This is a genomic window from Vibrio sp. MA40-2 (assembly GCF_047302445.1).
In the GTDB taxonomy this organism is placed as follows: Bacteria; Pseudomonadota; Gammaproteobacteria; order Enterobacterales; family Vibrionaceae; genus Vibrio.
In genome coordinates, this window is record NZ_CP178627.1 from 1,416,224 (window position 1) to 1,429,574 (window position 13,351).

A 13,351-nucleotide genomic window follows, 5' to 3' on the forward strand; every position below is an offset into this window, starting at 1 on the left:
ATATCTCTCCTGACTCAGTTAATGACGTGATGGCAGCGAATATAGCCCTGTGCAGAAGTCTGTGCTGCAGGCTGAGTATTACACTGATCAGAAGCCAGATGGCATCGTGGTTTAAAGGCACACCCTTTAGGTAAATTGGCTAAAGAAGGCGCAGAACCTGGAATTTGCGGTATGTTGCTGCCAGGTTCATGCAGGCTAGGAACAGATGCTAACAGCCCTTGAGTGTATGGATGTTGAGGGTTATTGATAATATCGCGTGTATCGCCAGATTCGACAATTTGACCTGCATACATTACTGATACTTTATCTGCTAGCGAAGACACAACAGAAAGATCGTGCGATACCCATACAATGGCCGTATTGGTTTCATCGGCTAAGCGACGTACTTCCGATAGAATTTGACCCTGAATCGACACATCTAATGCGGTAGTTGGTTCATCAGCAATAATCACTGCAGGTTCGTGCAATAAAGCGATAGCGATGGCTACTCGTTGTCGCATGCCGCCCGATAGTTCATGAGGGTAGGCGTCTAGCCGCTCTTTTGCTGCAGGAATACCTACAATTTCAAGGACTTCTTGTGCCCGCGCCAAAGCTTGTTTTTTTGACATTTTTTTGTGAACTTGAATCGCCATGGTCATCTGTTTACCAATTTTTAAAACTGGGTTTAACGTCATCATGGGATCTTGGAAAACCATCGAAATGTGTTTTCCTCGCATTTTTCGTACTTCTGACGCCGACATAGCAAGCAAATCAATGCCATTGACTAGAACCTGTCCGTGAGTAATTTCACCCGGCGATTCAATAAGGTTTAATATCGAAAAACCAGTAACGCTTTTACCTGAACCACTTTCGCCAACCAAGCCCATAATTTCACCTGGTTGAACGGAAAAGCTGACATTATTTACTGCTGTGACGTTCCCTTCCGAGGTATTAAAGCAGGTGGTCAATTCTTTTACTTCTAATGCGTGTTGCATTACTTTGCTCTCCTTGGGTCAAGAATATGTCTAACATGATCGGCAACCAAATTGATTGCTATGATAATTATCATTAGCGCAATACCAGGGAAAATAGATAACCAGTAGCGGTTGGTATGAATATATTTAAAGCCATTTGATATCAATGAACCAAGAGAAGGTTCAGTGATAGGGAGACCGACACCTAAAAACGAGAGTGTTGCTTCCAAAGCAATCGCGCCAGCAATTTGTACCGTCGCTACCACAATTAACGGAGGTAGGATATTAGGCAGCATGTGCTTGAACAAAATATAGTTGTCAGGTAGCGGTGTAGAACGCGCCGCTTCAATGTAATCTTTGCCTCTTTCTGCTTTGGCTGCACCATGAGTTGTTCGCGCAAAATAGGCGTACTGAGCGATAACAAGTGCGGTTATAATTTGGAAAATTCCTTGTCCTAATGCAGAAACCAAAACCAAGGCGAGTAACATAGCAGGCAAGGCCAACTGCAGATCAACAATACGCATCAAAATGGCTTCAACGCGACCGCCGAAATAGGCAGCAGTTAAACCAATTAATATTCCAATACTTAATGCAATGATCCCAGAAGTTAGTCCGATAGAAAAACTGGTTTTTAGGCCGTAAAAAATAGCCGAAAGCATGTCTCTACCGACGTTGTCAGTGCCTAAAACATGGTAATAACCACCCGTACCTATTTTTCCTGGTTGCAGAAAAGCATCGAACCAATTTAAGTTGGCCAAATCATAGGGGTTTTGAGGTGCAATAAAAGATGAGCCAAAGGCAAGAACCATTAATATAACGATTAATACCAGTGCACTTACCGCTAGTTTTGATTTGGCAAATTCTTTCCAAAAGGCTTTAAGCTGTTTAGTTCTTGATGATTCAGCTGCGGCGTCACTTGAATCCGTATTATTTTGAGCGTCAATTTTAGTGGCATTCATGATTAACTTTTCCCTTTTAATCTAATTCTTGGGTCTAATTGCGCCTGAATGATGTCTACAATCAAATTGATTATGACAAATAAGATAACGACAAAAACAAGGTAAGAAACCATAACGGGTCTATCGAGTTGTTGAATTGAATCAATAATTAACTTACCGACACCAGGCCAAGTAAATACGCTTTCAGTCACAACCGCGAAGGCCAATGTAGAGCCGAGTTCTAAGCCGAAAACGGTAACAATAGGCACGGAGATATTTTTAAGAATATGCTGCGAAACGATTTGAAAATCGGATAAGCCTTGAGCACGGGCGAATTTGACATAATCGGAACGCATTGCCTCAATCATGCCTGTCCTTGCAAGTCGAATAAGCAGGCCTGTTTTAAATAATGAGAGATTGATTGCAGGCAAAATTACATGTGACCAGCCATTGCCAGTAAACAACGATGAAGAAAAGCCTAGAAACTCACCAATTTCACCTCTGCCTCCAGAGGGCAAAATACCTAAACTAACAGCAAAGGTCATGATTAAAAGCATGCCTATCCAGAAAGTAGGTACAGAGAAGCCAATAACAGAAAACGCCATAATACATTGAGCTGATTTGGAATCTGGTTTGTAACCTGCCCATAGTCCAGCAGGAATGCCGATAAATACCGCAATAAGAACCGAAACAAATACCAGTTCAACGGTTGCACCTAGGCGAGAAAAAACCAGATCAGTCACAGGAATGTTATAGATCATGGAAGAACCGAGATCACCATTAAATACATTACCGACGAAAATAAAATATTGATGCCAAAGAGGTAAATCAAAGCCATATTGTTTAATCAGTTGCTCTCTGATTTCTTGTGTAGCGCCAGGATCAATCATAACGTCAATTGGGTTACCAATAGCGTAAACACCAACAAATACGATGACGGACATTGTAAATACAACACCGATAGCTTGAAACAGACGCATGATTAAAAAGCTAAACATATTTAAATCACTCCATTGAATATGTTAAAGCCATACAACAATTGAGCTGTATGGCTTTGGCTTATAATAATTACTTAGAGGTAATATCGTATGCCAATGTTTCTTGGTCTATACGTGGAGCAAAAGAAAACTTATCTTTTTTCGCTGCCCATACCACTTGTAAGTTGATGGTTGGAATAAGCGCACGATCTTCCATCGCCACAAAAGAAGCTTGTTCATACAAAGCTTGACGCTTATCGCTATCTAACTCGTTTGCACCTTGGGTGAATAAGTCATCAAACTCTGGATTTGAATAACCAGTTCGGTTGAAGTTACCGAACCCTTGTTCTGGATCTTTGGTATGCACCAGTGCGCCATAGGTATAAGCCGCTTCGCCTGTAATTGTGCCCCAAGCAGACATTTGCATGGTGTATTCTTCTCTCGCAGCAGCAGGGAAGAAAACCGTACCATTTAATGCTTGTGCATTAACCGTCAAACCAAGTCGAGACCACATTTGTGCTAATGCTTCACAAATAACCGCATCGCCAGGAACTCGGTTATTGGTACATGTGAAATCAACCTCGAAACCATTGGGATAACCAGCCTCAGCAAGCAATTGTTTTGCTTGGTCGATATCGTATTGCTTTTCACCTAATTCATCAGAATAGCCAAAGAAACCTTCTGGCATCAGCTGATTAGCTGGGCGACCGAGTCCTTCCATTACAATATCAACCAGAATGTCGCGACTGATCGCTAGATCAAGTGCTTTTCTAACACGTAGATCTTGCAGTGGGTTACCTTCTACTTCTTTACCATCCACTTTAATTGGTTGTGGTTCTTCATCTTTTACTGATGGCGCAATATTTAAAATATAAACAGAATCACCAACAACGGTATCCCATTTTGGTTGTCCTTTAAGTGCCAGGTAATCAGAAGCAGGTACGTAGTTAATAAGGTCAACTGAACCTGATTGAAGTGCCGCTACACGCGCAGCGTCGTCTGGTATCTCTTTACGGATAACAGTTTTCCATTCAGGTGCTTTACCCCAATAATCGTCATTTCTTTCTAAAACTAATGACCCTTTTGGCTGCCAAGAAACAAATTTGTAAGGGCCTGTGCCAATTGCTTTCTCTCCGCTATTAAAATCAGCGTTACGAGCTTTATCACCTGTTTCAGAAGGGACAACAAAAAGACGAGTGAAATCGTTAGGTAGGGAAGGTGCAATGACCTTAGTAGTGATATGAATTGTGTAATCATCAATGATATCAACTTTGTCGACGTACTTAGTGTAAAGCGTCATCGACATCGGGCCAGTCGCATAAGAAATCCTCTCTATAGAGAATTTTATATCTTCAGCGGTTAAATCGGTTCCATCATGAAACTTAACGCCTTGACGTATTTTAAATTCCCATACTTTCGGACTGATTACCTGCCAACTTTCTGCTAACCCTGGTTGTAATTGTAACTTGCCATCAACACTGACAACCGTTTCATAAATGTGTTTTAGTGCCTCAGCTTGGGTACCCAATGTTGACCAATGGGGATCAATAGAATCAGGTCCAGCGCGAAGTCCCAATACTAACTCACTGTCTGCTGCGTAAGCACTGGTACCAGCTAAAGACAAAGCACACAAGATGCTAGCTGAGACTAATTTCAAGCTTTTGTTACATATCATATTACACTTCCTTTTGATTATTGATAATTAAGTCCATATATCGTCATATGACATGTAACAATATTCTTCCCAATTGAGCAAGTGCCTGTAAATTTATTAAAATTTGTTTTTGTTTAAATGTTTAGTTTTAAATTCTTATTATTGTTGTATATATAAATTTAACGGTATTTTTATCTAATTATTTCTGATTTATTGGATTTATTATTGTTATTTTATTGTTTTTAAAAATTAATTTTATGTTAAATTTTTGCGTATTTGTTTGATTTTTGCGCTGGTCATTAGTAATAATGTTACTGTTAGGGTAACAATTTGGTTTGTTGAGTAACAATATAACGTGCGAATGTTGATTTGCTTCATGGTGACGTCACTCTGTTATTGTATACTTCATGATAACAATTTGGATTTTTCGACATCTATTAGACGCGCTGTTATTTATTAGATTAATCGGCATCGATTAGACGAAATGGAAAATAACAGTCGTAATAGCCAATGTCGTACTCAAGAGTAAATGTGAGACTCAAGGGTAAATGTAGAACTCAAAGATAAGTGTGAGACTCAAAAATAAATGTGGGATTCAAAGATAAGTGTGAGACGAAATCATACATTAAACAATGTGGCTATATTTATCAGAGATAAGCTCGATCCAAACGACATCAACCGATACATGCAACAGAACCACATTTATGTGACTTAGGATTCATATGAAACATTTAGAAAATACAATGGATTTAATTGACTCGATTGACTCGCAATTAGAAGTTCCGTTATCCGTTCAGCTCCGAGGTGTAATTGAATACGGGATTACTTCCGGTGAATTAAAACCAGGATGCAAGTTACCCACCATCCGTATGATCGCCAGTCGAACTGGTATGTCGCCAGTTACGGTGAGCAACGTTTTTGCCAAGTTAAAGAAAATTGGTTTACTCGAATCTAAAGTAGGCGCTGGTACTTATGTGGCGAATTACAAAATAGAGGCCGATCAGAACGCGTTATTTGAGATAGATAAAAAAATTGAAGAATTACTCAAATTAGCCAAGAAAGCGGATATTGAACCGCATGTTATTTCGACTCGATTGTTTTTAATGATGAAGGCTAACCCTAAAATAAAAATCATGATCCTGGGCATCTTTGCCAAGCAAACGCAATATTACTTAGATGTAATTAAAGACCATATTTGCAATGACCAGATCGTATTTCAAAGCAGTACGGTTGATCAAGCGAAAAATAATCAAGACAGCTGCATTAACTACGTTCTTGGCCCTATTAATGTCAATCAGCAAGCAAAAGATATTTGGCCAAATGCAGAGTTTATTGCATTTAACTTGATACCCAACCAACAAACTCGCATTGCTTTAGCATCGATTGACAGCAATGCAAAAGTGACCGTGGTTTCGTATTTTTCAGGGTTTATTAGCTTCTTAAAAACCAATATGAAAAAATTTGCCCCTCACGTTAATGACATCAATTTCGTGCATCACGTTCCGGGAGAGCTCACCAATAAATCTCACGGTTGTGACGTGCTTATTTATTCTACGGGTGTTGATATCACTCAAGAAAAGCTACCTAAAAATGTTGTTCATTTTGAATATCAATATGTACCAGACATGAATGATTTAAATAAACAACTCCACTCAAGAATGATTTTATAAAAATATAGTAAAGGACTCTTATATGCTAGTTTCGCAATCGAATTGGATGCAAATTGAACAATATTTAAAAAATAATGATGTGTGCGTATTACCGCTTGGTAGTACCGAGCAGCATGCTTATTTAAGCTTGTCGGTCGATTCTATTCTGTCAGAAAAAGTGGCCCAAGATGCTGCTGAACCTTTAGGTATTCCAGTTTTTCCCGCCATACCTTATGGAATTACGCCCTATTTTATGGATTTTCCAGGCACTATTTCTCTCAAATTGCAAACCTATGCGGCACTAGTTAATGACGTGTTAGAAAGCCTGTATAAAGTCGGCTTTAGAAAAATTCTTATCATAAACGGTCATGGTGGCAACACTCCAGTTATGCCGGTAACAATGGAATTTATGGAAAGTCACAGCGACGTCACTATTCGATTCCATGATTGGTGGAAAGCACCAAAAGCACTCGCGTGCATTAAAGAAATTGACCCAATCGCCAGTCACGCCAGTTGGATGGAAAACTTTCCATGGACACGGTTAGAGGGCGTAGAAATGCCTGATGAACAAAAACCTTACGTAGATTTTTCTAGGTTGCGCGACCGAGACTCAGCAGGAGTACGTAAACTTATTGGCGATGGTAATTACGGCGGATATTATCAACTTAGTGATGAAAATATGGACAAACTTTGGGCAGTCGCCGTGGATGAAGCACGCGAATTATTAACCGGAGATTGGAAATGAACAACCAACAACCGATATTAATTTGGGGGGCTGGCGCAATTGGTGGGGTACTTGCCGCGTATTTGGCTCGTGCTGGTAAAGAAGTTCATGTAGTTGATATTGTTGAAGAACATGTAGAAAAAATAAACGCACAAGGGCTTGATATCCAAGGGCCAGTTGACGCATTTAATCAACCATTAAAGGCGTTTTTACCTTCACAGCTTACCCAGCAATACGATTGCATTATTTTGGCGGTTAAAGCCCATCATACTGACGGTGCTGTTGATATGTTAACGCCTTTTTTGTCAGAAAACGGCTTTGTCGTGTCGGCGCAAAATGGTCTAAATGAGCATGTTATTGCCAAAAAAATCGGCGCAGAAAAGACAGTAGGCTGCTTTGTTAATTTTGGTGCTGATTGGCTAGAACCGGGCGTTATTTTGTATGGTAATCGAGCGGCGATTGCGATAGGTGAGCTAGATGGTTCGATTAGCCAACGCGCAACAGATGTACACGCTTTATTCTCGATTTTAGAACCTGACTCTGTCTTAACCGACAATATCTGGGGCTATTTGTGGGGCAAGTTAGGCTATGGATCGCTGCTAATTTGTACCGCTTTGACACCCGATTCGATGTCAGATGCTATGGCGAAAGAGGCACATTATGAAGCGTATGCGTCACTGGGCCATGAAGTTATGGTACTCGCCAAAGCACTTGGTATTAAACCAATGAGTTTTAATGGTTTTGAGTGTGATGCATTTCTAAGCAAGGATCCCATCGCAGTTCAACAATCGTTAGACATGATGGTTGCTCACAATCGTAAAACGGCAAAGACACACTCAGGTATTTGGCGTGATTTGGCAATAAGAAAGCGTAAAACAGAGGTGGATGCGCAAATACAGTCCGTCATCGACCAAGGCGAACGTTTGAACATCGAGACCCCTGCTTTAACGAGTTTAGTCTCTTTAATTAATGCTATAGAAAACGGCCATCGTGAACAAAAGTCTGAGTTAGTCGATGAACTGATTTTGACTCTAAATCGCTAAGGAATAGTGAAATGATTTTTGATTTTTCAGGGAAGACGTACATCGTCTCCGGAGCCGCCCAAGGTATTGGTGCTGCGACCGCGCGGAGTTTACAGCAGGCAGGCGCAACGGTTATTTGTTTAGATAGAGACAGCAAAGGATTGCAGCAATATGCAGAGCATTCATTTGCAACTCAAGCCTCTAGAGCCTCTTTATCGGCAACTTCTTTATCTGCGGGCCCCAAATTCGATTGTTACACTGCTGAATTAAGTGATCAAAGCGAAGTGCAAAAATTGGTTAAAGGACTGTATGAAAAATACGCCACAATTGATGGCTTTGTTAATGCAGCCGGAGGCGTGTGTGGTCAAGTAGGCCAACCACTAGAGCATATTGAAGTGGAAGCATGGCAAGATATTTTTGATGCAAATTTACATACTGCACTGTGGATGTGTCAGGCATTAACGCCTCAAATGAAAGCGGCGGGCAAAGGCGCAATAGTGACGATTTCTTCTGGGGCAGGTTTGAGGCCAAGTTTGACTGGTATTCAAGCGTATACCTCGGCAAAACATGCGCTTATTGGTTTTACCAAACAGTTAGCTCAAGAGCTTGGGCCTCATGGAATTTGGGTGAACTGCATTGCACCAGGTTTTGTGTTATCTAATCCTTCTACATTAAAGCAATGGCAAGCATTAGGGACAGAAAAACAACAAGATATGATAGACAATATCAATATGCGTCGTTTAGGTTCGGGACAAGATATTGCCAACTCAGTTTTGTTTCTCCTTTCCGAACAAGCAAATTGGATCAGTGGCCAAGTGTTATCTGTTGACGGAGGCCATCGATGAGTGAAGCACATGAATGGGACGATCCAACATGGCAAGGTTTAGTTAATCAAGTTCGTGCTGGTCGTTCATTATTGCCAAAAAAATGGCCGAATGGTGCCAAATGTGCGGTGGCAATAAGTTTTGATAGTGACCATGAAACCAATGAATTGAGAGACGGAGCAAAATCGGTGTCTCGTTTAAGTTGGGGAGAATACGGCTCAAGAAAAGGCATTCCTCGTATTCGTTCTGTATTGCAGCAATACCACGCCAAAGCGACATTTTTTGTTCCTGCTGTGTCAGCTTTAATCCATCCGCAAGAACAGATTGAATTGCATGCAGAAGGGCATGAAATCGCGCTGCATGGTTGGATTCACGAAAAAAACACCGAACTCGACTATGTAACCGAAAAGGCGTTACTTATGAGGGCGTCAGATACCCTCACCGATCTGATTGGTAAAAGGCCTGTTGGAATGAGAACGCCATCATGGGATTACAGCAAAAATACCTTACAAATTGCCCGTGAAATGGGGTTGCTGTATGACAGTTCTTTATTTGCAGACGATGATCCATACGAAATTGTACAAAACGGTGAAAACACCGGGATCGTCGAATTACCTGTCGAATGGATAAGAGATGATGCACCGTATTTTTTGATGAATCGTTTTGGCGCACAACGTCCTTATACTGCACCTGCTGATGTATTAGATATTTTCACGCGAGAGTTTGAAGGCGCTTATGCTGAAGGCGGATTATTCTTACTCACCATGCATCCTCATATCATTGGCTATCGTTCTCGTATTTTTATCTTGCAGCAACTACTGGACAACATCACATCCAAAGGCGATTGCTGGATAGCAACGCATGAAGACATTGCGAATTACTGTTTAAACGAGCATAAATAAAGGAATAATAATGACATACGCATTAGCGATTCATGGTGGTGCAGGCACCATTGATAGAGCACAGTTAACACCGGAACTTGAAAAACAATATATTGAAGGGCTACAACAGGCGCTAGCAGCAGGAGAAACGATTCTAAAAAATAATGGAACGGCAATGGACGCCGTATGTGCTTCTGTTTGTGCATTAGAAGATCACCCTCTGTTTAATGCGGGTAGAGGGGCGGTATTTACCAGCGATGGGACCCATGAAATGGACGCGGCCGTGATGGACGGAAAAGAGCAAAATGTTGGCGCTATCGCCGGTGTTTGTGGTCCGAAAAATCCTGTTTTATTGGCTAGAAAAGTGATGGAAAAAACAGATCACGCGTTTATTATTGGCGATTCATTAAATGATATAGCGCATAGTAACCAGCTAGTGATCAAACCTAGCGACTATTTTTTTACCCAAAAGCGTTGGGATGCACTGCAAGAAACCTTAATACTACAAAAACAGGGTAAGGTCTCCGATGATCCTGCGGTACGTCATGGAACCGTCGGTGCTGTTGCATTAGATAAAGATGGCAATGTAGCAGCAGCAACATCAACCGGTGGAATGACCGGTAAACTGCCGGGTCGAGTAGGCGACAGTCCAATTATTGGTGGAGGTACATTTGCAAGTAATACTACCTGCGCGGTTTCGGCGACAGGTTATGGTGAGATTTTTATGCGCTTTACTGCGGCGGCGGATGTTTCATCACGCATGCGCTTTTTGGGTGAAGACCTAGCTTCAGCAGCAACCCATGTGGTAATGGAAGAATTGCTACCCAATGACGGTACTGGTGGTCTAATTGCCGTAGATAACAAAGGTAATATTTCTATGCCATTCAATTCTTCTGGAATGTACCGAGGCTCAGTGAGTTCAAAAAGTGACATGATGGTTGCTATATTCTGATAATTTGTGGTTGGACTTAAAATAATAACGATTAAAAAAACTTCACTTTAACAAGGGTGAGTAATACTCTATAGGATTAGGAAAACGATGATTGAAAAAGTATGCAAGGTTGCCGCAACGACATTGTAATTTTTAAACCGTCAGTTATCGTTAACTACTTATTTTTTCTATATTTATAATTAATTTAAATAGCTAATCCGTAAACAGAGAATCTCTATGTCAGACCACAAGCACCTTTCCAACGTTTTTGTTCAAACCTTAGAACAATCGATAGACGGCGTTGTTGTCATCAATGCGCAAAATATCATTATTCTATACAACGCTTCTGCGGAACGTCTGTGGGGATTCTCTAAACAGGAAGTGATTGGCCAAAATGTAAAGGTGCTGGTTCCCGATCATATTAAACCGAATCACGATAATTTTGTTAACGCTAATAGAAATACTGGCGAGAATAAAATTGTCGGTACTAGCCGAGATATTCAAATAGTACGAAAAGATGGCTCTGTGCGTTGGGGAGCCTTTTCTATTTCAAAAGTAGAAGTAGACGGAGAAGTGCTTTATACCTCCTTTGTGAAAGATGTTACCGAGTTAGTTGAGCAAAGGAAACAAATAGAATTACTCTCGCTTGTAACTGATAAAACTGACAACGCTATTTTTATTACTGATCATGACTGGAAACTTACTTACATTAACCAAGGATTTAAAAACATCTTTGGTTACGATGAAAATGAAGTACTAGGATGTTCTCCCATTGATGTCCTTGCTTACCACTTTGAACCAAACAAAGTGGTCAAGATAAGAGAAAACCTTATTCTGGGTAAAGCAATCAATACTGAAGAACGGATTACCACCAAAGATGGAAGAGAATTGTGGTGTTCAGTTATGGCTAATGCAGTATTTGATAGCTCCGGTAAATTCTCTCATGTAGTGACTATTTTATCCGATATTACCGCAACAAAATTATATGAAGTTCTTCATGCTCATATTTTAAACGCCATTGCTCAGGATGAAGCATTAACTGTAATAATGGAAGCTGCCTGTCAAGAAGCAGAAAAAATAAGCAATGGCATTATTCCAGTCATTTTTAAGGTCGATGAAGAAGGAAAATTGCAACTGCTCGCGTGCTCAGGACTTGCAACAGAACACAAAAAAGAACTTTATAATATCAATATGACTGATGACACGACATCAGCCATAGAAAAAGGGCGACTTCAAAACCATACGTTTATTTCTGAAATGAAACAAGGAGCGTTGTGGAACGAATTTAATCAAGTGAAATATTCCTCCGGGATTGCAAGCTGTTGGTCTACTCCCATTAAAGGAAAAAACGGTGAAACGATCGGTGTTATTGCTTTTTATCGTAGAGACAAGCAAAAACCAAGCGATATTGATTATACCCTTGCGAATGTTCTTGCGCCTGTTTGTGGGCTTGCTATTGAGCGAGAAAGCCACCGACAAAGCATACGACAATTAGCGTATTACGACAGCTTAACTCATTTACCAAATCGAAGTTTATTGCATGCTGAAGCAGAACAAGCAATAAGCGCAGCTGAGCAGAATAATTCGAGACTGGCGGTCTTATTTCTCGACCTTGATCGATTGAAATTCATAAATGATACTTTTGGTCATCCTGCTGGCGATGCATTCTTACAAGAGATAGCTTCACGAATAAATCACAAATGTGACAATGGAGATTTCTGCGGCAGGCTGTCTGGTGACGAATTTGTTATTGTTTCACAAAATAAAACCATGGATGCCTTAAACAATTTTATCGAAGAGTTAAGATTAGCCATTACGGCACCTTATAAGGTTGAAAATACCCAAATTTATCCGTCAACCAGTATTGGTGTAAGTGTTTATCCTGATGATGGTAGCGATATTGGAACACTTATCCATCGTGCTGATATGGCAATGTATCAAGCTAAAGCTTTAGGCAAAGGGCGCTTTGCTTTCTTCAGCCATGAATTGAATAAATTAGCTCAAGATCGACAAGAATTAGAAGAAGAATTAGAAAAAGCAATACAAGGCAATCAACTAGAATTTGTATATCAACCACAAGTTAAAATGCAAGATGGCAGCTTGCATGGTGTGGAAGCGCTTGCCAGATGGGTACACCCTAAGCTTGGTTTTGTCTCTCCGGCAAAGTTTATTCCACTGGCAGAAGAGTGTGGACTGATTGGAGACTTAACCTATTGGGCATTAAAGTCCGCTTGTAAACAGATGTCTATTTGGAGAAGTAAAGGCGTTCAAGTACCGTCCGTATCCGTTAATTTATCACCATTAAACTTTCACAATAAAGAATTGTGTCATTTAATTATGGCTGAATTAGAGATTAATAATTTGCAACCTTCTGATTTGATTCTAGAACTGACAGAAGGCGTGTTTTTAGACACTAATCCCAACACAATGAAAACATTGTATGAAATTCATGACAAAGGTGTCTGTTTTTCCATTGATGATTTTGGTACAGGCTATTCCAGTTTGAGTTACTTAAGAAGCATCCCGATTAAAGAACTGAAATTAGATAAGAGTTTTGTTACAGAGATAGAATCTAGCACGACTAGCCAAGCTCTTAGTCAGGCGGTTATTCAGATAGGTGAAAGTCTTAATTTAGACGTGGTTGCAGAAGGTATTGAAACGGAATCTCAGTATAAAATCTTAAAAGAGCAGGGGTACCATGTCGCGCAAGGTTATCTCTTTTCTAAACCACTTAAGCCACTAGAAATTGAGCAGTGGTTAAATAATAGAGGTTAGTATCAATAGTGGTTTAATCTTAA

The 13,351-nt window shown here is 40.4% G+C and carries 11 protein-coding genes; 7 read left to right on the top strand and 4 right to left on the bottom strand.

Annotated features, from left to right (window positions below):
* Nucleotides 1–14: 14 nt before the first annotated feature.
* The 4 genes from ACLKML_RS06250 to ACLKML_RS06265 form a co-directional block, all read right to left on the bottom strand.
* Nucleotides 15–974 carry an ABC transporter ATP-binding protein gene (locus tag ACLKML_RS06250; protein WP_413282853.1) on the bottom strand — a complete coding sequence of 320 codons (960 nt, stop codon included), beginning with the start codon at nt 972–974 and terminating at the stop codon, nt 15–17.
* Nucleotides 974–1,912, bottom strand: coding sequence for an ABC transporter permease (locus ACLKML_RS06255; protein WP_413282854.1), 939 nt, complete (start codon nt 1,910–1,912; stop codon nt 974–976). Before ACLKML_RS06255 ends, ACLKML_RS06250 begins: the two co-directional genes overlap by 1 nt.
* Nucleotides 1,913–1,914: 2 nt before the next feature.
* Complete coding sequence (locus ACLKML_RS06260; RefSeq protein ID WP_413282855.1) at nt 1,915–2,889, bottom strand: ABC transporter permease; 975 nt, start codon at nt 2,887–2,889, stop codon at nt 1,915–1,917.
* Nucleotides 2,890–2,959: 70 nt separating this feature from the next.
* Nucleotides 2,960–4,543, bottom strand: coding sequence for an ABC transporter substrate-binding protein (locus ACLKML_RS06265; protein ID WP_413282856.1), 1,584 nt, complete (start codon nt 4,541–4,543; stop codon nt 2,960–2,962).
* Nucleotides 4,544–5,244: 701 nt separating this feature from the next.
* Between ACLKML_RS06265 and ACLKML_RS06270 the strand changes: the two genes are divergently transcribed.
* The 7 genes from ACLKML_RS06270 to ACLKML_RS06300 all read left to right on the top strand — a co-directional run bounded on the left by ACLKML_RS06270 (nt 5,245) and on the right by ACLKML_RS06300 (nt 13,328).
* Nucleotides 5,245–6,192: a GntR family transcriptional regulator gene (locus ACLKML_RS06270; RefSeq protein ID WP_413282857.1), complete on the top strand. Its 948-nt coding sequence runs from the start codon at nt 5,245–5,247 to the stop codon at nt 6,190–6,192.
* 22 nt (nt 6,193–6,214) lie between these two features.
* The gene (locus ACLKML_RS06275) at nt 6,215–6,916 is read left to right on the top strand and encodes a creatininase family protein (protein ID WP_413282858.1); all 702 of its coding nucleotides are present in this window, start codon (nt 6,215–6,217) and stop codon (nt 6,914–6,916) included.
* Nucleotides 6,913–7,938 carry a ketopantoate reductase family protein gene (locus ACLKML_RS06280; RefSeq protein ID WP_413282859.1) on the top strand — a complete coding sequence of 342 codons (1,026 nt, stop codon included), beginning with the start codon at nt 6,913–6,915 and terminating at the stop codon, nt 7,936–7,938. Before ACLKML_RS06275 ends, ACLKML_RS06280 begins: the two co-directional genes overlap by 4 nt.
* Nucleotides 7,939–7,949: 11 nt before the next feature.
* On the top strand, nt 7,950–8,762 hold the full coding sequence (locus ACLKML_RS06285) for an SDR family NAD(P)-dependent oxidoreductase (protein ID WP_413282860.1): 813 nt from the start codon (nt 7,950–7,952) through the stop codon (nt 8,760–8,762).
* Nucleotides 8,759–9,643 carry a polysaccharide deacetylase family protein gene (locus tag ACLKML_RS06290; RefSeq protein WP_413282861.1) on the top strand — a complete coding sequence of 295 codons (885 nt, stop codon included), beginning with the start codon at nt 8,759–8,761 and terminating at the stop codon, nt 9,641–9,643. The genes ACLKML_RS06285 and ACLKML_RS06290 overlap by 4 nt, the downstream gene beginning before the upstream one ends.
* Before the next feature lie 10 nt (nt 9,644–9,653).
* Nucleotides 9,654–10,574, top strand: a complete 921-nt coding sequence (locus tag ACLKML_RS06295; RefSeq protein WP_413282862.1) for an isoaspartyl peptidase/L-asparaginase family protein — start codon at nt 9,654–9,656, stop codon at nt 10,572–10,574.
* A 216-nt stretch (nt 10,575–10,790) separates the two neighbouring features.
* Nucleotides 10,791–13,328, top strand: a complete 2,538-nt coding sequence (locus ACLKML_RS06300; protein ID WP_413282863.1) for an EAL domain-containing protein — start codon at nt 10,791–10,793, stop codon at nt 13,326–13,328.
* The last annotated feature ends 23 nt before the right edge of the window (nt 13,329–13,351 follow it).

What these genes read in the sequence shown, in the direction of transcription:
- ACLKML_RS06265 (WP_413282856.1), bottom strand. Translation starts at nt 4,543, where the DNA reads ATGATATGTAACAAAAGCTTGAAATTAGTCTCAGCTAGCATCTTGTGT.
- ACLKML_RS06295 (WP_413282862.1), top strand. Translation starts at nt 9,654, where the DNA reads ATGACATACGCATTAGCGATTCATGGTGGTGCAGGCACCATTGATAGA.
- ACLKML_RS06270 (WP_413282857.1), top strand. Translation starts at nt 5,245, where the DNA reads ATGAAACATTTAGAAAATACAATGGATTTAATTGACTCGATTGACTCG.
- ACLKML_RS06255 (WP_413282854.1), bottom strand. Translation starts at nt 1,912, where the DNA reads ATGAATGCCACTAAAATTGACGCTCAAAATAATACGGATTCAAGTGAC.
- ACLKML_RS06250 (WP_413282853.1), bottom strand. Translation starts at nt 974, where the DNA reads ATGCAACACGCATTAGAAGTAAAAGAATTGACCACCTGCTTTAATACC.
- ACLKML_RS06280 (WP_413282859.1), top strand. Translation starts at nt 6,913, where the DNA reads ATGAACAACCAACAACCGATATTAATTTGGGGGGCTGGCGCAATTGGT.
- ACLKML_RS06260 (WP_413282855.1), bottom strand. Translation starts at nt 2,889, where the DNA reads ATGTTTAGCTTTTTAATCATGCGTCTGTTTCAAGCTATCGGTGTTGTA.
- ACLKML_RS06285 (WP_413282860.1), top strand. Translation starts at nt 7,950, where the DNA reads ATGATTTTTGATTTTTCAGGGAAGACGTACATCGTCTCCGGAGCCGCC.
- ACLKML_RS06275 (WP_413282858.1), top strand. Translation starts at nt 6,215, where the DNA reads ATGCTAGTTTCGCAATCGAATTGGATGCAAATTGAACAATATTTAAAA.
- ACLKML_RS06300 (WP_413282863.1), top strand. Translation starts at nt 10,791, where the DNA reads ATGTCAGACCACAAGCACCTTTCCAACGTTTTTGTTCAAACCTTAGAA.
- ACLKML_RS06290 (WP_413282861.1), top strand. Translation starts at nt 8,759, where the DNA reads ATGAGTGAAGCACATGAATGGGACGATCCAACATGGCAAGGTTTAGTT.